Source organism: Vibrio sp. B1FIG11 (assembly GCF_905175335.1).
Taxonomy (GTDB): Bacteria; Pseudomonadota; Gammaproteobacteria; order Enterobacterales; family Vibrionaceae; genus Vibrio; species Vibrio campbellii.
Map to the genome: position 1 here is coordinate 2,102,974 of NZ_HG992752.1, position 21,569 is coordinate 2,124,542.

A 21,569-nucleotide genomic window follows, 5' to 3' on the forward strand; every position below is an offset into this window, starting at 1 on the left:
TGCGTGCGGCTAGGCGATGAATTTTCATCACCTAGTACACGTTGTTGCGCAAGCAACTGAAATTGTTATAAGTATTTTTATTAGAGGTAAGGACGAACCCAACCAAGACCTTCTTCAGTACTGTGCCTTGGGTTGTATTCGCAGCCAATCCAGCCTTGATAACCTGAGTCATCCAACACGTTGAACAGGTGTGGGTAGTTCAACTCACCTTCTGACGGTTCATGCCTTTCAGGTACTGAGGCGATTTGAATGTGGCCGGTGTAAGGAGCGACTTCACGAATTAATGTGCTTAGGTCGCCATCCATAATTTGAGCGTGGTAAAGGTCGAGTTGCAGTTTTACGTTTGGACGATCCACTTGCTTAATCAGCTCGACCGCTTCGCGTTGATGGGCGACAAAGTAGTTCGGTACATCGCGATTGTTGAGTGGCTCTATCATCAGCTCAACACCTTGCTCGGCAAACTTATCCGCTGCATAACGAATGTTTGAGATGAAGGTTTCAATATGCTGCTCACGAGTGAAACGGGAATCAACGATGCCAGACATAGCGTGAACCTTTTTACACTTCAGTGCTTTGGCGTACATCAGCGCAGTATCGACGCTCGCCTTAAACTCATCCTCTCGGCCCGGAATCGCGGCGAAGCCACGTTCACCAGCATCCCAATCACCCGGAGGCATGTTGAAGAGTGCTTGTTCAAAACCGAATTGTTCCATCTTGTTGGCCAGTTCTTGCGCCTCGAATGCGTATGGGAAGAGGTACTCTACCGCTTTGAATCCCGCTTGATGCGCTTTCTCAAAACGCTCTAAAAACGGCACTTCTGTGAATAACATGGTTAGGTTTGCTGCGAACTTAGCCATTATTTACCTCTCCCTTTTAGGTCTTGAACCTCGGCATCCGTTAGGTAGCGGATGTTGCTGTCTTTAAGAATGAACGCCAGTTTTGCGGTTTCTTCCAGCTCTTCAGCGTTGTCTACTGCATCTTCAAAGTCTGTGCCTGTAATGACCGGGCCGTGGTTAGCCAGTAAGAAGGCACGATAGTCACCAGCACGTTGTGCGAGTTCTTCTGCGATTTGTGGATCCCCCGGACGCAGGTAAGGGATCACTGGTAGCTCACCAATGCGCATCACAAAGTAAGGTGTGAATGCTTTGATGGCATTGGCGCGGTCTAACTCTTCAAGGCAAGACAACGCCGTTAGGTACGTTGAATGCAAATGCACGATGGCATTGCATTGCGAATTATTGCGGTAAATGGCTAGGTGAAATGCCACTTCTTTCGACGGCTTTTTACCCGAGATATGGTTGCCATCGATATCCACGACAGACAGTTCTTCTGCCACTAAACGTCCAAACGAGGAGCCCGTAGGCGTTGCCAAAAAATGGCCATTAGGTAATTTCACAGACAAGTTACCAGCGCCGCCCGTTGCGTAGCCGCGCTCAAACATAGAACGAGCCATGGTCACCATTTGATCTCGCAGTTGCTGCTCTGCCATTAAATCTTTATTCATCACAACCCCTGTTATTCAAAAAGCGACTGCGCTTTGGCAAAGAAATGCTCATCACCAAAGTTGCCGGATTTCAGCGCCAGTGAAAGCTCGCCATCGACGGGTTTCACCCAAGGCACGCCTGGCGCAATTTGAGGACCAATATGGAACCCTGTTACCGCGAGGCTTTGCGTAACGACGCCAGATGTTTCGCCACCAGCAACGATGAAGTTCTTCACACCGTGTTGCTGCAGTTTGATAGCCAACTTACTGAAGAATTGCTCAACGGCATGGCTAGAGGCTTGTGCGCCAAACTCTTCTTGAATGGCTTTTAGAACCGTTGCCTCTGCGGTTGCGTAAACCAGCGGAGCAAATTCACTGTCGATATTGGTCATCACCCAATCAAACACGTGATTTGAGTACGCTTCATCGGTAAGGCAGGCTTTCACATCAATCGCGAAGTGCGGTGCTTGTTGTTTGTAAATGGCAACTTGTTGATTGGTCATCACAGAACATGAGCCAGAGAACACCACCGTCGGCGCCTTGGTTGGGTTGCCCGCTTTCTTAGCATCGCTTTGATCGGCCAGATGTTCTGCCCAGTTCTTAGCAATCCCCGCCGCTAGGCCAGAACCACCGGTAACCAGCTTAAGAGATTTCGCTGCCTGACCGAGCGTCACTAGATGATCGGCATTGAATGCATCGACAACAGCATAGCGAACACCTTGTTGTTTGAGGGTTTCAAATCGCTCAGACACCGCTTGGGAGCCTTGCTCAATCACTTGGAAGTTCACCAAACCAGATGAGCCTTGTGACTGCGCATCCATCATGCGAATCAAGCTAGAATCTGTCATTGGCGTCACTGGGTGATTGCGCATACCAGAATCACTGAGCAGGTCTTGGAATACAAACAGGTGGCCGTTGTAAACCGTGCGGCCATTAACCGGCAACGCAGGACAAACAATGGTGAAACCTTCTTTTAGCTCGGCTAGCAACGCATCAGTAACAGGACCAATATTACCTTCAGCTGTGCTGTCGAAAGTTGAGCAGTACTTAAAGTAGAACTGCTGACAGCCATTCTCTTGTAGCCATTTCAACGCAGCCACCGAATCGTTGATTGCTTCATCGACAGGGCAAGAGCGAGATTTAAGACTGATCACAACCGCATCGGCATTAATATCAACCTCTTGCTTTGGAATGCCGTTAAGCTGCACGGTACGCATGCCATTTTCTACAAGGAATCCGGCAATATCAGTTGCACCAGTAAAGTCGTCTGCAATAACACCTAATAACATAATTACTTCTCCACTTTACTTGCGCTTATTTGTCTTTGCTTTCCACACCAGGAAGCTCAATACCGTTAAAGATTTTGATAACGGCACTGTCGTCTTCCTGACCAAAACCCGCATTGCTTGCGCTTACAAACATGTTTAGGGCGGCACTGGAAAGTGGCAGAGGGAATTTCAGATCTTTCGCGGTATCTGACACAAGGTTTAGGTCTTTAACGAAAATATCGACCATTGATTTCGGCGAGTAGTCACCGTCGACGACATGCTTCATGCGGTTCTCAAACATCCAAGAGTTACCCGCGGCATTGGTCACCACGTCGTACATCAAATCCAATGGAATGTTTGCACGAGCGGCAAGCGCCATCGCTTCGGCACCTGCTGCAATGTGAACACCCGCAAGCAGTTGGTGAATGATTTTCACTGTCGCACCAAGGCCTACAGCTTCACCAATGTTGTATACCTTGGCAGCCGTTGCGCTCAGTACAGGCTCCAGCGCATCAAAGGTGCTTTGCGCGCCCGACGCCATAATGGTCATCTCACCAGCTTCTGCTTTTACTGCGCCGCCAGATACCGGCGCATCAAGCATCACAAGATTGTGCTCAGCCAATTTGGCTTCAATTTGCTTGGCGTCTTCTGCCGAGATAGTGGCTGATACCATGACAGGCGTATTGGGTTTGAGCGCAGCTACAAGACCTGTTGTGAACAATACGGTGTTAACTTGCGCCGCATTCACAACCAAAACCAACACAGAATCAAGTTGATCGGCAAACTCGACTGCGTTGGTAGAAACCGCTTTCGCGCCAAATGCACCCAGCTCTTCTAAAGCACTAGGATTCAGGTCGAAACCATATACATCAAGGCCAGCACGCACACATGACTTCGCCGCGCCCATTCCCATAGAGCCTAAACCGATAACACCGACAGATTGAACTTCGCTCATAACAACAATGCCTTCTTGGTAAATTGAATTTTGTTAATTCTTGTTTAGTTGGTGTGATTATATGTGAAGCATTAATCCGAGACTTCGCTTTAAATCACATTTTTTCACATAAATTAACAAGAAAGTGATATTTACCCCTTTATGGGCAGAGATAACCTGATCAGTTAACACAAGGGAGGGCAAGGCTTATTAGGTTGAGAACAGATATTCACAGATATTCACAAAAAGCGAAAAGGTTGGTAGGATACTGAAAAACAAGAATATAGAAGTGAAATCATGATCCCTGCAGAACGTCAAAGAACCATCTTGTCCCTGTTATCACACCAAGAAGTGTTAAGCATTTCAGATTTAACCGACCACCTTGGCGTATCACATATGACCATTCGCCGTGACATCGTAAAACTGGAATCCTCAGGTAAAGTCGTCTCTGTTTCTGGTGGAGTGCAACTGGCTCAGGCTTTACATTCTGAGCTTTCCCATGACGCTAAAGTCGAGCAACAAGCGGATGAGAAGGTTCAAATTGGCAAACTTGCTGCCACGTTAATTGGCAAAGACGCTACGATTTACTTGGATGCGGGAACCACTTCTCTAGAGATCGCCCATCAAATAGCGGATCGTGACGATCTATTAGTGATCACCAATGACTTCTCTATTGCGGGTTTCCTGATGACGCACAGTCAATGTGAGCTTTACCATACCGGAGGCAAAATTGATCGTGAAAACCAATCCACAGTTGGTGGAAAAGTCGCAGAGTTCTTGAACGGATTGAACATTGATATTGCCTTTATCTCGACGTCTTCTTGGAGCTTAAAAGGCTTATCAACACCAAACGAAAACAAAGTCCTTGTAAAAAAGGCCATCATCAAAGCGGCACAAACTAACTACCTTGTTTCTGACTCCACCAAATACGGCCAAATTGCCAGCTTTCATGCATTAAATATCGAGCAATTAGACGGCATCATTACCGATTCCAATCTGTCTGACGTAGTAACACAAGAACTGATGGACAAAGGGTTAAGTGTGATTAGAGGCAACTAATAACTCCCCCCTTCTCGCCTCAAAAAACAAAGAGGCTTACCCGTTTTAGGTAGGCCTGGTTAACCTACCCAATAACACCTAAAACCTTGCCCAATGTGGGCTCATTCGCTATTTATTTCATAAGTCGTTACACAACTCAGGGCTTTAAGGCTTTACATCTGGCGCAAGGAGTAGAACACTTCCCCCAAAGTAAAATTCAGCCGACATAGTAGAGTCAGTAAAGTTATGAGTAACACCACGGCGAAAAAGTCGAATCCCCTATTCGAGATCCTGTTTAACGTCATCATCCCTTCATTCATTCTGATGAAGTTCAGTGGTGAAGAGCACCTAGGTACAGCAATGGCACTGGTTGTCGCCTTGATGTTCCCATTGGTGTATGGCGGCATGGACCTTATCCGCAACAAGAAATTCAACTTCATTTCTGTACTTGGTTTTATCAGTGTGCTGTTAACTGGCGGCATCGGCTTGCTAGAGTTAGATACGCGTTGGTTGGCATTGAAAGAAGCATTAATTCCGGGTTTGATTGGTATCGCGGTACTGGGCTCTACCTTCACCCGCTACCCGCTTATGCAGAAGATGCTGCTGAACGACACGATTTTGAACCTACCGCTGATTAACGAGCGTTTAGAACAGAATGGCAAAACTCAGGCGTTTGAACGTTGCTTGATGTCTTCTAACTACCTATTCGCAAGTACTTTCGCGTTCTCATCAGCGATGAACTACTTCCTAGCAACTTGGATTGTGACTAGCCCTGCAGGTACTGCCGCGTTCAATGAAGAGTTGGGCAAGCTAACGCTTTACAGCTACCCAATGATTGCGATTCCGAGCATGTTGATGATGTTTGGTATTTTCTACTACATCTGGCGCCAAGTTCGCGCAATGACATCACTAGAAACTGAGCAGATTTTTCATACCAAGTAATACATGCTCAAATGCATTAAGATAAAAAAGAACCCCGATAGTTGCTCGCCAATTATCGGGGTTTTGTTTTTAGAATGAGGACACTACGACGCACGTGTAAAAAAGAGTTGTTAAGCCCTGATTCTTTAAAGTTCATATCTCTTGTTTCAATAAACCTTACAGAAAAAGTGTGATTCAGCTTGGCAAATATATGAATGTTATCGTGTATTCAATACTCAACTCGATTAGCATGGATTTTTTAACATCTCGTTACATTTATAAAATCTATGTTTGGATTAAAACGAATCAAATCGGAAAATGAGGCGCTTAAGCAAGAGCTCGCAGACCTCAAAAAGAAGTACCAAACTGACGTTACTGCTCTGGAAAAACAGCTCCAAGAAACACAACAGCTTGTTCGCACTGCACAGCAAGAGCACCACAATAGCGACGAGTTGATGTCGAGCAGTTTGAAAGGCGGAGACATGCTCCAAACCATTCGAACCGAGATGGTTGAAAGTGCACAGTCGATGGCGCATGAAAACCAAGAGCTGCAACAACTTGATGAGATGTTTAAACAAACGCATCAAGCTCTTGCCCGCCTTGATAACCGAGCGGTGAAGATCAGCACTCAAGCTTCCCAAAGTATTGAATCGGTTCAAATATTAGATAACACCGCCACTTCTATCTCTCACCTTGTATCGACGATTCAAGAGATTTCTGATCAAACCAATTTGCTCGCCTTAAATGCAGCGATTGAAGCTGCGCGTGCTGGCGAGGCTGGGCGTGGGTTTGCGGTGGTGGCTGACGAGGTAAGAAACCTGGCAGGTAAAGCCAGCGAGGCTAGTGAACAAATTGATTCGTTGGTGAATCAAGTGCTCACTCAGGTCAACGCGATTAAAACCTCTATCGATGAAAACCAGACCTGTGCAGAAGAAGTTTCAGCATCTTCCGCACAAATTGGTTCTATCGTGAACGAAGTCGTCGTGAAATCGGAACACATGCAGCAGGTGATTCATATTGCGTCCACCCGTGCTTTCTTGGACACGGTGAAACTTGATCACGCCATCTGGAAGAACAACATCTATCGCTTACTACAGAGCGGAGCATTTGGTGAAACGGTGAATAGCCACTCAGAATGTCGCTTAGGCCAGTGGTACTACCGTGGAGATGGCAAAGCCTACAGCCACCTAAGAAGCTATGCGCTGCTAGAAGAGCCACACAAAGGCGTGCACGACAGCGGACGTGAAGCAATGAGCCAAGCCAAGTCTGGCAATATGGCCGGCATGGTGACCGCAATTAACGCAATGGAAGACGCCAGCGAACAAGTGGTCGTTCAGATAGACCGCTTGATGGATGAGATTATCGCGAGTTAAAAGCTGCTCAATAACCCCCAACGAAAATGCAAAAGGGATGGTGAATGCCATCCCTTTTTTATTCTTCAATATCCCCAAGTCACCTAAAGATGTTTGAATACAGTTACTACATGGTCAGAATAATTTTGCCTTGCAGCGTGACCGACTCATCTTCTATCAGCTCGAAGGCACGCTGGAACTGTTCTAACGGAAGGTAGCAATCCACATCGAGTTGTATCTGGTGTTCCATAAAGTGTTCTAGCATCGCAGCAAAGACTTGTTTTCGAACGATCTTACCAACTGACTCTTCCCAGTAGCGCAAAAAGAACGTACTGAAGTCGATATTGCTTTGCTTCATACAAGCGAAGAAAGCTGGCTCATAAGGGGTGAGAGAAAGCGTTCCGTAATTGATGTATGTTCCCGAATTACGCACAACTTGGATGAGTTCTGTGCCCAACTTGCCGCCAATGGCATCGAATGCAATATTGGGTTGAGGCAGATCTCGGACATCGATTTGAGATTGCAGATCTTGCTTACAATCTAGCACTGCATTGGAACCGTATGGATAACGCTCTGGCGCGGAGCTTATCACAATTAAAGTAAATCCGAGCGATTGCGACAACTGAGCGAAGATCTTACCAATCGCAGAATTACCCGCGTTGATGATCACCACATCCTCTTTACCTAAATTGGCCACTTTAGTAGTGATCACCCAAGCCGTCAGGGCATTAATGTACAGCTGGCAAGCGTAGCCGCTCTCAAGACTTTCTGGCACTACAAAGACATTCTCCACAGGCGCATCGACATAGCTTTGCCAAGTCCCGCTTTGTGCCACCAGCACCTTTTGCCCAATGTGAAATTCGGTTTGATGCGGATCGTTTATCTCAACCACACGCCCTACCGCTTCAAACCCTGGCACTCGCGGCGGTACATGGGTACGACGATACTGCCCTACTCCCTGAATCGATAATCGGTCGCTTGGATTAATGTTCGTGGCTTCGATTTGCACGCGAACGTTACCCAAAGCCAGTGGCTCTAGCTCAACATGCTCCAACACCAACGATTCACTTGGCAAACCAAAGCTCAGTTGATTAACGCGAGTGTTTGTCTTGGTCGAGTTGGTCTTAGTTAAGCTCATCTGGATACCACTGAATTGCTTGAGGGAATATGGCGCACCATAGCGAAACGGGTATATAACGTTTTCTCGGCGCGCACGTCAAATTGGATAAGGGCTTAAACGGGCTGACTCAGCATAAACACCACCACTAACGCTAGGCTGCTGCCCATGCATCGGTTTACCCACACCACCTTTTGTGGTGACTGAATAAAGCGGTTCAATACGGTGCCAAAATACGCCCACGCAAACATCCCCAGCACACCGGTTCCCACCATCACGCTAATGATGATCACCACTTGAGTTAAGTAATCATTGTTTGGCGAGATAAATTGAGAGAACACCGTTAGCGAGGCAACCCAACTTTTCGGATTGAGAATTTGCACCCAAACGCCAGATAAAAATCCGGACTTTTTCGCATTCGAATCATTATCGAGTTCCATTGTGGCAATCGACCATGCGAGATACAGCAGGTACGCCGCTCCAATCCACTTTAACGCCGTGTACAAATCTGGGTAAAGGGTAAACAAACTGACAAGCCCCACACTTGCCCCAACCAACATGATGATCACCCCGACTGCATTGCCCAATACAAATGGCACGGTCGCAGAAAAACCATATCGGCTAGAAATACCTAACAGCGCGACGTTGCCTGCTCCCGGCGTTAAAGAAATAGAAACGGCAAACAACAAAAATGCCGCCAACAATTGAGCACTCATGCACTCTCTCCCAAAAAGTAATCAACGAATATGGGAACAGTCTAACGATTTGGGTAGAAAGAAAATTGCTATCTGCGCTACGATAAAAGCCAATTTGAGCAGACTATTTCTAAAATAATTATGAAAAAGAAAGAATCCACCAACTTTGAATTGGATAGTACCGATTTCGCCATTCTTGACCATATTCAGAAAGATGGTCGCATGAGTAACTCTAAGCTTGCCGAGACCGTTAACCTGAGTGAAACGCCCTGCTGGCGACGCTGGAAAAAGATGGAAGAGGAAGGCTACATTGAGGGCTATGCCGCGAAGCTGAATCGCAAAAAGCTCGGTTTCCAAGTCTCTGGTTTTACGCTGGTGACACTAGGCAGCCATGAAGTGGAAAACACCACGCCTTTTGAAGACTTTGTCGCTGAAACCGACTGGATCTTAATGTGTCACTGCATTGCTGGCAGCGCAGATTATATGGTGCAAGTGGTGGCTCGAGACTTAGACGAATACTTTGACCGCATCAGTGCGATTCGCCGCGTGAAAGGCATCAGCGCCATTCAATCCAACGTATCCGTAAAGGAAATTAAGAGTACCTTTCAGTTGCCAATCGGTTAGGAAAACTTTTCCATACCTAAAGAAAAGCCAGCGACAGGGCGCTGGCTTAGGGTCTTCATATTAAAACTCGTTTAGTGGTTATCGCCCCAGTAAATAGACAACAAATCAGTGCTTTTACCATCGGTCATGTACAAACGGCCTTTATACATAATAGGGTCATAGTCAAAGTAAGGTATTACTCGTTCATCAACACTTGTTACCTTCATATCGGCATCAAACTCATAACGAGTGAAATACTTAACTTTATCGCGATTTAAAAAATCGTACGCAAAGCTACCAGAGAAGTGAGCCCGGTCAGAAAGTGTCGCTTCAACCGCCGACTTACCTTTATACCCTGTACCAACCTGTGACCATGTCCATTCTTTTGTGTTAAAAACACTAAAATACTTTTCCTCTAGGATGTATATATCATCGCCCACGACCTTAGTCCCAGAAACGGACATCGCCCAATGCTTTCCATATACTCCTTCATCTGGAAAATCAGGAAGGCCTAGCCACTCACCAGTTTCAAAATCATAACTGTGGTATCCGTGTCCGTGGAGAAGGAAACTTTCATCGTCAAGTCCGTTGTCAAACACGTAGAGCTTATTACCTAAAATGGCTAAGATTTTTTGGCTTGGGCGAGACCCATGCTGAAAGTGTGCAGGTACTAAAGAGACAAGTCTCGGAGTTAAGTCGTTTTTATCAACTTGATATAACTTATTCTCGTTAAGCCAGTAGATCTCATCTTGATAAATAACAACTTGAGGCCAATAGGGTTGAATATCAAATTTGATTGACCAGTGCGTCAAATCAAGATATTTCACTCGGCTCTGATTGATTAGGTCATACTTCGCTATCTTCAAACCATCAAAGGCGTAAAGCATATCATCAAGAACAACCCTTCTATAGTATGGCACTTGCCCAATAGCAGTTAGAGCGCCGTGCTCAACTAGTCCTTTAGAATCAGTATCATCCAGATCAATATTCAGTTCCTTAACAAACGCCTTGTCACTCAGAACGTTTACCACGATCCTTTCTTTACCTTCGAACTCTTCGTCATCATGAATAGCCAAAGTGAAATATCCGCTTTTAGACGTCGAATTTTTCACCTCTACCAACTCAACATCCAGTGTCTGGCCTTGTGCTTTCTCCACCGTCGCTGTGGATTGGTCTGACAGCTCAAATGTTATTTTCGACGCATCGATGTTGCCTGACTTTACGTCATACCAAATTCGGTGCTGGTACTCATTTTCATACAGAGTAATATCGCTGTCTCTAAAGACAATGCCTTCAACAACTTCGACGACTCGTTTTGCCGTTGCCTCATTGCCCGCGGTATCTGTGACCTTGTACGTTAATGTGTAAGTGCCAACAGTACCAGTATCCGGTTTGCCGCTAACCTGTACACGCTTGCTGATGTCACCATCCACGTTATCTGTTGCAGTAAAGCCTGGGTCCTGAAATTCATCATTCAGATAAACGGTGATTTCCTCACCACCTTTTAGTGTGATTTGAGGCTTCTCGGTATCTGCAACCGCTTTACTCTTTACCGTCACTTTACGAGACGCCGTTGCTTTGTTACCCGCTTTATCCGTTACCTTGTACGTTATTGTGTAGGTACCCACAGTGTCAGTGTCTATCGGTTTGTCGTAGCTAACCTGTACACGATTGCTGATATCACCATCCACGTTATCTGTTGCACTAAAGCCTGGATCCTGAAATTCATCGTTCAGATAAACGATGATTTCCTCACCACCTTTTAGTGTGATTTGAGGCTTCTCGGTATCTTTGTCGCTCTCTACATCTGGGGCCGGAATCGCTTTGCTTTCGACCTTCACTTCACGAGATACCACAGCTTTGTTACCCGCTTTATCCGTGACTGTGTACGTTATTGTGTAGGTGCCCACAGTGTCAGTATCTATCGGTTTGTCGTAGCTAACCTTTACGCGCTTACTGATGTCACCATCCACGTTATCTGTTGCAGTAAAGCCTGGATCCTCAAATTTATCATTCAGATAAACTGTGATGCTTTTGCCCCCTACTAACGTGATTACCGGTGGGGTTTCATCTTTCTTATTCTCAATTGGAGGTTTTGCAGCAGGGGTGGAATCAGAGTCCCCACCACCACCACATCCAGACAACAGGCTAGAAACAGCCAAGGTCGCCAACAACTTATTAACATTACTCGCAGTCCAAGCGATATTTCTCACGTTATAAACCTCTGTTACATTGTTATTATTCGTCACTGCTGCTCATCGACTCCATTGTTATCACGAGCTCACATTAACGTCTTTACTCTACTTTAAGCCCATAATAAGTATAATTTTTTAGGCGAAAGCATCATAAATCATATGCAATAAGTTTAATGTCAGATTATGTATTGCTTTGTCATTCGCGACATGAATTTAAATACAGCAAATGATTTAAATGAAATGTTAAATAACTCAGTTAGATTGGGCTTACTAGGGGTGCAGCTTATCGCTCGGCATTCGAATTTTTGAGGGAAAGAACAATCTGCAATACAGCTTCAGCTTTGAAAACAGAACTTATCGGCTATTCATTCGAAACTGCTGTGGGGTGACATCAAAATAGGTTTTAAACGCTTTGATGTAGGAAGAGTCATTTTGATACCCCACTTGATCGGCAATACTTTGGATAGAGAGCTCTTCGTCAAGCAAAGACAGTGAATAAATCAGCCGAATTTGTTGTCGCCAAAGTTGGAACGAGGTGTTGAACTCTTTGGAGAACAAGCGCGACAAAGTTCGTTCGGATGCACCGACTTTCTCTCCCCACTGTTTGAGTGACCAATCCAATGCTGGCGTGTCGGTCAACGCTTCAAATATCAACTTTAAACGCCTGTCTTCAGGCAGCAGTAACTGAAAGGTCTGCACGTTGTCTTTCATGATTTGATCGTGGAGTACGCCAAGCAAGCGCGATACTTCCTCATCACTGACGAACCCTTCGCATTGGCGGCGTATTTCCTGTAACAGCTCGTTTAAGAACGGCGTGAGTGTGATTGTTCTAACTTGATGCTCGTACTCAGTACCGAACTTAGGGTTTAGATAGATACCGACAAATGTCGTATGGCTTAGCGCGATGGATTCATGTTGAATACCCGCAGGTACGAACAGCGCAGAGGTATGAGGCACAAGGTGTTGGTAGTGATCGGTTTTGGTTTGTAATAACCCTTTGATCGGGAAGATGACTTGATGCCACGTGTGTTGGTGCAGCGCATCAATGTAACCTTTCGGCATGTCGATGGTCTTAACCAAAGCTGGTGAGTGAGGATTAGCAGCCATCATCTCATTAGAGGTCATGACACCGGAGTGAGAATCGATTTGGCGGGTTGGCATTATTAATTGTCCTTACATCCCTACTCTGACACAAGTTCACTAGGCTATCATGCCCGGCAAAGTGAATGAAGCCGTGAGGTGCGACGTATGCGATATCAAGTGGAAATATCCAAAGAAAACCAACTCTTATTCAAAGTCGATATTGATAACATCAACCAAGACAAGTGCGAAGCATCGCTTGAAACCGTGTTAACCAAGTTCCCTAAAACGGAAGGTTATCAACGTCATGTGTTGGTTTCAGATAGCGAAACGCGCTACTTAAAAAGCACAGAAAAGCGCATTGAAGTACTGGCAGCGATTCCGGTATTCAAATCATTGGGCGAACGCTAACGCGGTCTTGTCTCACACCGTTTGGCAAATCAGTTTCAGGCGATAAGGAAAGAATATGAAGAAGTTAGGCGTAGTTAACAGCGTATTAGCAGGTAAAACCGTTGCTTTTGCACATGGTGCGAAAAGTGCGATTAACAAACAGGTTCTGCCGCAGCGTCAGCATGCAACAGAACTGGGTTTTACCAATGATGAACAAGGCGATCCACGCTTTCATGGTGGGATTCAAAAAGCCCTTCATATTTACCCAAGCGAGCACTATCCAGTTTGGCAACAAGAGTTGGGCGATAAAGCGGTTTTCCAATCAGTTGGCGCGTTCGGTGAAAATCTAAGCTCAAGCGGCGTAACAGAAGCGTCCATTTGCTTGAAAGATAAAATCCGCATCGGCACAACCTTATTGGAAGTATCCCAAGGTCGCATGCCTTGCTGGAAACTCAACGTCCGCTTCGAGCAAAACGACATGGCGAGAAGACTGCAAGACACGCTTCGAACAGGCTGGTACTTCCGCGTGTTACAAGAAGGCGACATCGGCGCAGGTGACGAAATTATTCTGTGTGAAAGACCTTACCCAGACTGGTCATTGGCTCGCATCATGGGCGCTGTTTTTACTGGTTGCCTAGATAAAACAGAGCTAAGCCAACTAGCGGAACTTCCATTAGTTGAATCTTGGGGCAAGCTTGTTGAGCGCCGCCTAGAAACCGGTGAAGTCGAAGATTGGGAAATGCGTTTGGTTGGTCCGACTGCGGGTTAATTCTCGTTTTGACTCCCCGATAGATCGGAGCGTATCCCTTCTAATATTAGCCCCACAACCAAGTCAGTGGGGCTTTTGCTTTTTAGCCGTTCAATACAGCAAATCTGTATTTAAGCTGGAGCTTGGCAATTAACAAAGGTTAATGAATCCCGTACAAATACTCTTTATGTTGTACCCAAAATAATACAAGGGGAAGCATGATGCTCGAGTGGAGAATTAAGAAATTCGCAGACCTGTCTGTTCAAGAGCTTTACGATTTTTTGCAGCAAAGAGTCAATATTTTCATCGTAGACATGAACACGCCATACAGCGATTTGGATGGTAAGGATAACCATCCCGACACCTACCACGTGATGGGATATGATAACGAACGCCTGGTGGCTTATAGTCGTATTATGCCTCCGAAAATCGGATACCCCGTTGACGTTTTACCCTTGCTGAACTCTGATGCCAATGACGTGTGTATTGGTCGCGTTATCGTCGCAGAGGATTACAGAGGGAAAAACATCGGCAACCAATTGATGCAAGTGAGCTTCGATGCCACAAGAAAGATCTACCCGAACGACAGCATTTTTATTTCCGCACAAGCACACTTGAGAGACTACTACGGCAAGTTCGGCTTTGATGTTGTCACCGATAGCTACTTGGAAGACGGATGCACTATGTTGGGTCTTAGACACATTCCGAAAGTTATCTGCTCAGCATAAAAACAACATTAACTCATTGTAAATATTACAAAATAAAAGCAGACAGAGTTTCAATGTTTGGTATTTAGCATTTACTCACCTTTGAACGATGCGGCAAAATCAGCGCTCAATAACGGAATATCAAAAGGGAGTAAAAGTGGAAGATTTCTATATCGATCACAAAGGGTTAGCGGCATATTTCGAGATTCAGTGGCTTGATAAACTTCGACAAAATGGCGTGAGCAAGCCGCTAGATAGCCAGTCTAAAGCAGTCCCTGATTGGTTTGTCTCTTCAAGCCACTCGAAAGACGTCGCGCAGTTTGTTGTTGAAGCGCTCGCTAGTGAAAACCTTTCTCCAAAAAGCCTATTAGAAGTGGGGCCTGCTCTGGGAAGAAACTGTTATGAATTGATAACCAACATACCAAGTATCAATTCGGCTACGCTCGTAGAACCTTCTCATCGTTTGCTATCAAACTTGAAACAACTACTGGTAGATGGGGGAGAGTGTGACTTCCACTATATTAAGAGCTTAAAGGAGCAAAAGTATTTCACATTTGATGCATCGCCAATAGCCAGAGCTTGTGACCATGTGGATTTTTCTCTCATCGAAGCACCTTTTGAAAGTGGCGTGGTAGCTAAGCAGCATGATTTGAGCCTTTGCTTGAACGTACTGGATCAATGTGACTCCCCTAAAACGGTCGTGGAAGCATTAATGGACGCAACGGCTCCTAATGGTGTTTTGGTTTTAGCCTGTACCTATCAGTGGAGCAAAAAACATTTAAAAGATGAGACTGAAGCAGTTGACGATATAAACGATTATTTTGGCAATGGTTGGGTACCACTATCGGAAGCTGAACACGAGTACAAAATCAGATTCAACGAGAGATACTCTCTCCTTTTCTTATCTCACATCGTCGCCTACAAAAAGATAGGCTAATAGATAAGAAGCCACGTACCTGATATCGTCAGGTTTGGGGCTTTTTTGTTCTTCCTATCTTGTTGAATTACTGACACAAGCAAACAGCCTCTTTTTCTAAAGTTCTATCCTTTGAGCTTACTAACATAACCAACAATAAATAGCCGCTACACTCAGCCACGTTTCATCTTCCTTTGTTTACCCTGTTACCCTCTTGGAGAAATCGAGTGGCAACCATGAAAGACGTCGCGGACATGGCTGGCGTATCTACGGCAACAGTCTCGCGTGTTATCAATCGCACCAGTTATGTTGAACCAGTGACGCAAGAACGAGTCGAGCGCGCGATTAAAGAACTCAACTACCGCCGAGATGCGCGTGCAACAGCGTTGGCGAACCGCAGCAATAATACGCTTGGCCTATTAACTGGTAACTTAGCCGATCCGTTCTTCGCCTTGATCGCCAAAAGTGTTGAAGAAGTGGCTCGTGCTAATGGTTGCCAGTTGGTCGTGGTTAGCGGCGGGCACAATGCGCAACGAGAAAAAGAAGGACTCGACTTTCTCATTAGTCAGGGTTGTGAGGCGATGGTCGTGCACTCCAAAATGCTCGATGACACCACGCTGATGCAATACGCAGCGCAGCTTCCGGCGATGGTGTTGCTCAACCGCACCATTGCACAAATCTCCAATCGTTCTGTCTGGGTAGACAACCGAGCTGGGGCTCGCAAATCGGTCGAATATTTGATTCAGCAAGGTCATCGCAAGATCGCCTGTGTCACCAGCGATTTGCCCATTGAAGATCGAACCGACCGCCTTGAGGGTTATCGAGACGCGATGAATGCAGCCAACTTAGCGATCCCAACGGGTTGGGTAATCAACCAAAACTTCAGCGAGTCTGGAGGAGAACAAGCAGGTCGTCAGCTTATTCAATCCTGTCCAGGTGTCACTGCGGTGGTGACGTTTAACGACGTAATGGCAGCGGGCTTAATGGCAAGTTTGCATGAGCAGGGTTTGTCGGTCCCAGATGATATCTCTGTGGTTGGATTTGATGATGTGTTACTTGCTCGCTACCTCTATCCAAGATTGACCACCATGCATAACCCGATTGATGAAATGTCGACTTATGCGGCGAAACTGGCGCTAAATTTGAGTAAAGATGGTTATTCTCCACCGAACTTACATCAATTCGAAGCAAGCTTAGTCAGCCGCCAAACCGTCAAAGCAATAAAAAAGATCGGATAAAAACGTGATGAATCTTACATTCGCACACCTCATGTAAGCGCTTACATGAAAACAACACACCGCTCTCATTTTGCCTATTATGTGACCGTTATTATCCATTCCGAACAAACCCTACATCGATCCTGAGGATAAATAACATGACAAATTCTAAGCCTCTGCCGTCGTTCGGATTAGCACTCGCCCCTATTGCGGTGATGTTTGCGCTTCTGGCTGTCGGATACGGAATACTCGGACTTCGCATTGAAGTTCTGTTGCTGATTTCAGCTGCCTTTACTGGTCTTATCGCGTGGAAGATCGGTTACAACTGGGATGACATCATTAACGCCATCGTAGAGAAACTGGCGAAAGCAATGCCAGTCATTCTGATTTTGGTCTCGGTTGGCGGTTTGATTGCCAGCTGGATGGTCAGCGGCACAATCCCTTACATGGTTTACTGGGGACTAAAAGTCATCAGCCCTGAATACATTCTTATCGCCGCTTTCTTTGTAACCAGTGTCGTTTCCGTATGCACGGGTACGTCTTGGGGCTCTGCAGGTACCGTAGGTGTCGCACTAATGGGCGTAGCGGCAGGTCTTGATGTGTCGCTCGCAGCTGCGGCTGGTGCGGTGGTATCTGGCGCGTACTTTGGTGACAAAATCTCACCGCTATCCGATTCAACCAACTTCGCGCCTGTCGTTTCAGGCACAACCTTGTACGAACACATTCAACACATGCTTTACACCACCCTGCCGGGCTTTGTGATTGCGTCTGTCGTCTTCTTCTTTGCGGGTCAAAGCGCTGATATCGCGAACATTCACGAGCCAGAGAAAGTCGTTCAAATCATTTCGGGCTTAGACAATCTCTACAACTTAAACATTCTACTTCTTATTCCGCCAGTGATGATCCTGTGGGGCGCGTTAACTAAGAAACCTGTTCTGCCATTGATGCTTGGCGCATCGGCTATCGCGATTGTCTTAGGCATGGTTTTCCAAGACTTCACACTAAAACAAGGCTTTCAAGCTTACGTAGACGGCTTCAACCTAGCCATGTTTGAGGCAAATGGTCACAGCGTAAATGGCTTAGTGCCAGATATCGCCAAGCTGCTTAACCGTGGCGGTCTGTTCTCAATGATGAGCACGATTTTGTTAGTATTCTGTGCCTTTGCCTTCGCTGGTATTTTGAGCCTAACTGGCGCACTAAACGTGGTGCTAGGCAAATTCCTACATGCGATTCACACCACAGGTCAGCTGATTGCTTCGACCGTTGTGGCAACCATCACTGTGGTTTTCACCACTTCTGACGGCAAGCTCGCGCTGTTGATTCCGGGTGAGTTATTCCAAAACGCTTACCGCAAAATGGGCTTAGATACTAAGAATCTGTCTCGAACCATCGAAGATGCCGGCACCATTATCGAACCGTTGGTTCCTTGGACAGCTGCAGGTATCTACATGGCAGGTACGCTAGGCGTGGCAACGCTGGATTACCTACCATGGGCGATTCAATGTTACACCGGCGTCATCTTCGCTCTGATTTATGGCTTCACTGGCTTTGGTATCGCCAAAGCCAAGCCAGAACAAAACGAACAACAGATTGCTGAAGAGCATTCAAATACACCAGCAGTAGAAACAAAATAAGGTAAATCATTGATGAACGCTTTCGACCAAATTCTGAACCGCAAGGAAAGTGGCTCTGTTAAATGGGACTTTATGCAGCAAAAGCTGGGATTGGCTGGGACGGATTTACTCCCGATGTGGGTGTCCGATTATGATTTTAAAGCGCCACAAGTGGTGTTAGACGCACTACAACAACGTGTGAAGCATGGGATTTTTGGTTACGCAGAACGCGATGATGCGTACTACCAAGCCACTATCGATTGGTATCAAAACCAACATGCTACCAACGTTGAGCGTGACTGGATCACTACGGTACATGGCGTACTTCCTGGGCTCGCGATGGCATTACAAATGCTCACCGAAAAAGGCGATGGCATCGTAATGCAAAGTCCGGGATATGGCTCCTTCCGTAAGATCATTGAATTCAACGATCGTCTTGTCGTCGAGAACCCACTGACGGAAACCAACGGCGACTATCAACTCGACTTTGATCATCTCGAAACCTGCTTTGCTAATGGTGCAAAAGCAATGATCTTCTGCAATCCACATAACCCAACGGGGCGAGTTTGGTCTGAAAGCGAAATGACAAAGGTTGCCGAACTGTGTGAGCAATACCAAGTGTGGCTGCTAAGTGATGAAATATGGGGCGATTTAGTGGTTGGCGATGCGCAGTACTACTCGGCTTTGCGTTTGCCACAAGCGCTCACAAAACGTCTGATCGTGGCTACGGCTGCAAGCAAGACGTTTGGCTTGTCTTCACTGCGAATCTCTAACTTTATGATTCCAGATGAATCACTCCGAGCACAGTTTACTCGCAGGCTAGATGCGCATGGTATGGACGTGTTCAATAGCCTATCAATGAGTGCCGCGACTATCGCGTATCAAGAGTGCTCCGGTTGGTTGGTGGACTTAAAAGACTATCTGCGAGCTAACATCGCCAAGCTTGAGTTGTTTGTGCAAACGGAACTACCAGAAGTGAAGTTTGTTGCGCCACAAGCAGGTTATTTGGCTTGGTTAGATTGTCGTGCGCTTAACCTAACTGACACTGAACTGGAGCAAAAGTTTGTTGCCGCTGGACTTGTGCCAAGTATGGGCATTGCTTTCGGCAAAGAAGGCTCTGGCTTTGCTCGCCTTAACCTAGGCTGCCCAGCTGGCACACTGGATGAAGCCTTGGTAAGAATCAAACATGCGCTAAGCTAACCATACAAACAACAGATAAAACGAAGCCACACTTCTCACATTGAAGCGTGGCTTTTTGTTTATTTGGCTCTGTTTATTTAGCTTTAGGCGCTTGGCGTTTCGGCTTGCCTTGGAACTGCTTAATGCTCTTCTTGGCATTGGTTCGACGATTGGCTTTTTTATCACGTGGAGCACGCTTGCTTTCGCCTGTTGATGGCTTATCCGTTACCGGGAAACCTTCAAGGTCTTGCGTTGGCAATTTACGTTGAGTCAGGTTACGAATCGCGGTAAGCGCTTCGGCTTCGCCATGGCAGACCAGTGACATTGCAACACCTTGCTCGCCTGCACGGGCTGTACGCCCAACTCGGTGAACGTAAGTCTCTGCGTGCATTGGCAACTCAAAGTTAATCACTACTGGTAGTTGCTCGATGTGAATACCGCGCGCCAGTAGATCGGTGGCAATTAACACCTGTGTTTGCCCAGATTTAAACTGCGCCAGCGCGTCTTCTCGCTCTGCTTGGCTCTTATTACCGTGCAGCGCATTGGTTGTGATTCCAGCTTTGTTCAATTTCTTAGCCAAACCATCAGCGTTCTCTTTCGCGCCAATAAATACCAATACCTGCGCCCATGCATTTTGCTTGATAAGTTCAATCAAGGCTTTGGTTTTACTGCCTTTGTTGACGAGATATAGCGTCTCAGCAATATCTTGATTGGTGCTATTTTCTTGATGCGCTGCTACCTGTTTCGGTGCATGCATCAGCTGCTTGGCTTTGCCCTTCAACTCATCAGAAAACGTTGCTGAGAACATCGCAGTTTGACGCTGGTTTGAAGTCTGCCCTGCAATATTTTGCACGTCAGGCCAAAAGCCCATATCCAACAAGCGATCCGCTTCATCCAACACTAGGTAATGGATATTACTCAGCTCCAAACCGTTGTTCGCCAGATCAACTAAACGACCTGTTGTCGCAACAAGAATTTGAGGGTTTGCCGCAAGTGCTTGTAGTTGCGTCTCTTTATCCACACCACCACACAGACACACTGCGTTGAGACCAATAGCTTGACCAGCTTGGCTAATCGCCTCGCTTACTTGCGTTGCGAGCTCACGCGTTGGTACTAGAATCAGTGCTTTTTGCTCTGGATTTACACTTAGCTTTTCCAACAAAGGCAAACCATAAGCAAGGGTCTTGCCACTGCCTGTATTTGCTAATGCCAATACGTCTTTACCACTGAGTAGCTCAGGAATTGCCAAAGCCTGAATATCGGTTGGCTTCTTGAAGTCTTTTGGCAGTGCGTGAATCAGCTCAGAACTCAAAGAGAGAGTAGAAAATGGCATTAGCTTAACCTTGTGCTTTTGGTTGAAGAGGCAGTAAAACAATATAGGTGCAGTAAATCGCAGGCGCGGACTTTACCACAATCCAGTCGACGAACGATCCAATTTTAGAAGAGGAAGTCTACAAGCGTCGTTGGTTTTTAATACCTCAAGCAAAAACAGCGATTAGATTGCCGCCTGGTAGGTACCACGAATAGGATAATCATTTTCTGGGTTACGGATAAACGCCAATCCTGAGAGTAGAACTTCTAGGTCAGGTCGAGCGAATGGACCATTGGAAATATCGACTAGCTGAACTTGTCCTTTGCTGTTCACCACAAACAGGCCCGGCTCTGCAAAGAGATGGTCTGTCTCTTTTTCTGAGCGAGGCTCCGAGATGTACAAACCTAACGTCTGCATCTGCTCTACTGTCAGGTCATAAGCGATTGGGAACGTGACGCTCAGTTGCTCCATATGCTGCTCTAGCTGTGCTTGGCTATCTGCGGACACTGCCACGATGTCCATCCCGAGTTGTAAGAATCGCGCTTTTAGTGTCTCTAACTCGTTGAGGTAACGAGTACACAAAGGGCAGTGTTTGCCACGGTAAACCACCACTAAGCGCCAATCGACATTCTCAGAAGGTGTACCCAGCTCGATAGTTTCGCCACTTAGCGTTGGCAGAGTGATAGAGGGGAACAAGTCACCTGCGGTAAATTTTGTGGTTGTCATTATTCAATCCTATTTACTTCACGTTGTTTAAGATAAAACGAGCGCGACACAGGTTGGAGTGGAGAGCATTGCTGC

At 46.2% G+C, this 21,569-nt stretch carries 21 protein-coding genes; 11 read left to right on the forward strand and 10 right to left on the reverse strand.

All coding sequences use genetic code 11. From position 1 onward, the window contains the following. Window positions 1–80: 80 nt before the first annotated feature. From otnI to ltnD, 4 genes are read right to left on the reverse strand one after another with little or no spacing between them, the layout of a single operon-like run. A complete protein-coding gene (otnI, locus tag KHO06_RS26015) occupies window positions 81–857 on the reverse strand; it encodes a 2-oxo-tetronate isomerase (RefSeq protein ID WP_011999068.1) in 777 nt (258 codons plus the stop codon). Further along, window positions 857–1,504, reverse strand: coding sequence for an aldolase (locus KHO06_RS26020; RefSeq protein ID WP_175581950.1), 648 nt, complete (start codon window positions 1,502–1,504; stop codon window positions 857–859). Before KHO06_RS26020 ends, otnI begins: the two co-directional genes overlap by 1 nt. 11 nt (window positions 1,505–1,515) lie before the next feature. Next, on the reverse strand, window positions 1,516–2,772 hold the full coding sequence (gene otnK, locus KHO06_RS26025) for a 3-oxo-tetronate kinase (RefSeq protein WP_212582904.1): 1,257 nt from the start codon (window positions 2,770–2,772) through the stop codon (window positions 1,516–1,518). Between the two features lie 25 nt (window positions 2,773–2,797). Further along, window positions 2,798–3,706, reverse strand: coding sequence for an L-threonate dehydrogenase (gene ltnD / locus KHO06_RS26030; RefSeq protein WP_212582905.1), 909 nt, complete (start codon window positions 3,704–3,706; stop codon window positions 2,798–2,800). Between the two features lie 276 nt (window positions 3,707–3,982). Between ltnD and KHO06_RS26035 the strand changes: the two genes are divergently transcribed. The 3 genes from KHO06_RS26035 to KHO06_RS26045 all read left to right on the forward strand — a co-directional run bounded on the left by KHO06_RS26035 (window position 3,983) and on the right by KHO06_RS26045 (window position 7,017). After that, window positions 3,983–4,744, forward strand: a complete 762-nt coding sequence (locus KHO06_RS26035; protein WP_005533926.1) for a DeoR/GlpR family DNA-binding transcription regulator — start codon at window positions 3,983–3,985, stop codon at window positions 4,742–4,744. 225 nt (window positions 4,745–4,969) lie between these two features. Then, complete coding sequence (locus KHO06_RS26040; RefSeq protein WP_212582906.1) at window positions 4,970–5,665, forward strand: VC0807 family protein; 696 nt, start codon at window positions 4,970–4,972, stop codon at window positions 5,663–5,665. A gap of 266 nt (window positions 5,666–5,931) precedes the next feature. After that, window positions 5,932–7,017, forward strand: a complete 1,086-nt coding sequence (locus KHO06_RS26045) for a methyl-accepting chemotaxis protein (RefSeq protein WP_047476704.1) — start codon at window positions 5,932–5,934, stop codon at window positions 7,015–7,017. Between the two features lie 106 nt (window positions 7,018–7,123). Here KHO06_RS26045 and KHO06_RS26050 read toward each other — a convergent pair whose 3' ends face one another. After that, window positions 7,124–8,134, reverse strand: a complete 1,011-nt coding sequence (locus KHO06_RS26050) for a zinc-dependent alcohol dehydrogenase family protein (RefSeq protein ID WP_212582907.1) — start codon at window positions 8,132–8,134, stop codon at window positions 7,124–7,126. 95 nt (window positions 8,135–8,229) lie between these two features. Continuing rightward, window positions 8,230–8,829, reverse strand: a complete 600-nt coding sequence (locus KHO06_RS26055) for a LysE family translocator (RefSeq protein WP_005429054.1) — start codon at window positions 8,827–8,829, stop codon at window positions 8,230–8,232. Between the two features lie 120 nt (window positions 8,830–8,949). Between KHO06_RS26055 and KHO06_RS26060 the strand changes: the two genes are divergently transcribed. Beyond that, a complete protein-coding gene (locus KHO06_RS26060; protein WP_005429053.1) occupies window positions 8,950–9,432 on the forward strand; it encodes an Lrp/AsnC family transcriptional regulator in 483 nt (160 codons plus the stop codon). Window positions 9,433–9,503: 71 nt separating this feature from the next. Here the strand turns inward: KHO06_RS26060 and KHO06_RS26065 are convergent, their stop codons facing one another. After that, window positions 9,504–11,660, reverse strand: coding sequence for a DUF5011 domain-containing protein (locus KHO06_RS26065; protein WP_212582908.1), 2,157 nt, complete (start codon window positions 11,658–11,660; stop codon window positions 9,504–9,506). A gap of 300 nt (window positions 11,661–11,960) precedes the next feature. Further along, window positions 11,961–12,770 carry a helix-turn-helix transcriptional regulator gene (locus KHO06_RS26070; RefSeq protein WP_045371396.1) on the reverse strand — a complete coding sequence of 270 codons (810 nt, stop codon included), beginning with the start codon at window positions 12,768–12,770 and terminating at the stop codon, window positions 11,961–11,963. Window positions 12,771–12,854: 84 nt separating this feature from the next. Here KHO06_RS26070 and KHO06_RS26075 point away from each other — a divergent pair, with 84 nt between their 5' ends. From KHO06_RS26075 to KHO06_RS26105, 7 genes are all read left to right on the forward strand, one after another. Further along, complete coding sequence (locus tag KHO06_RS26075; protein WP_009706629.1) at window positions 12,855–13,097, forward strand: hypothetical protein; 243 nt, start codon at window positions 12,855–12,857, stop codon at window positions 13,095–13,097. A gap of 55 nt (window positions 13,098–13,152) precedes the next feature. Next, window positions 13,153–13,845 (forward strand): MOSC domain-containing protein, encoded by a 693-nt coding sequence (locus tag KHO06_RS26080; protein WP_212582909.1) that lies wholly within the window; start codon window positions 13,153–13,155, stop codon window positions 13,843–13,845. A gap of 200 nt (window positions 13,846–14,045) precedes the next feature. Continuing rightward, window positions 14,046–14,552 carry a GNAT family N-acetyltransferase gene (locus tag KHO06_RS26085; protein ID WP_212583447.1) on the forward strand — a complete coding sequence of 169 codons (507 nt, stop codon included), beginning with the start codon at window positions 14,046–14,048 and terminating at the stop codon, window positions 14,550–14,552. A 136-nt stretch (window positions 14,553–14,688) separates the two neighbouring features. Further along, window positions 14,689–15,468: a hypothetical protein gene (locus KHO06_RS26090; RefSeq protein WP_038888710.1), complete on the forward strand. Its 780-nt coding sequence runs from the start codon at window positions 14,689–14,691 to the stop codon at window positions 15,466–15,468. A gap of 206 nt (window positions 15,469–15,674) precedes the next feature. Next, window positions 15,675–16,685 carry a LacI family DNA-binding transcriptional regulator gene (locus KHO06_RS26095; protein WP_047476724.1) on the forward strand — a complete coding sequence of 337 codons (1,011 nt, stop codon included), beginning with the start codon at window positions 15,675–15,677 and terminating at the stop codon, window positions 16,683–16,685. 137 nt (window positions 16,686–16,822) lie between these two features. Beyond that, complete coding sequence (gene nhaC, locus KHO06_RS26100) at window positions 16,823–18,298, forward strand: Na+/H+ antiporter NhaC (RefSeq protein WP_212582910.1); 1,476 nt, start codon at window positions 16,823–16,825, stop codon at window positions 18,296–18,298. A 12-nt stretch (window positions 18,299–18,310) separates the two neighbouring features. Next, complete coding sequence (locus KHO06_RS26105) at window positions 18,311–19,477, forward strand: MalY/PatB family protein (RefSeq protein ID WP_212583448.1); 1,167 nt, start codon at window positions 18,311–18,313, stop codon at window positions 19,475–19,477. 73 nt (window positions 19,478–19,550) lie between these two features. Here KHO06_RS26105 and KHO06_RS26110 read toward each other — a convergent pair whose 3' ends face one another. Together KHO06_RS26110 and KHO06_RS26115 are read right to left on the reverse strand one after the other, a co-directional pair. Next, window positions 19,551–20,789, reverse strand: coding sequence for a DEAD/DEAH box helicase (locus KHO06_RS26110; RefSeq protein ID WP_212582911.1), 1,239 nt, complete (start codon window positions 20,787–20,789; stop codon window positions 19,551–19,553). Between the two features lie 162 nt (window positions 20,790–20,951). Further along, window positions 20,952–21,494: a peroxiredoxin-like family protein gene (locus tag KHO06_RS26115; RefSeq protein WP_079401548.1), complete on the reverse strand. Its 543-nt coding sequence runs from the start codon at window positions 21,492–21,494 to the stop codon at window positions 20,952–20,954. Window positions 21,495–21,569: the final 75 nt, after the last annotated feature.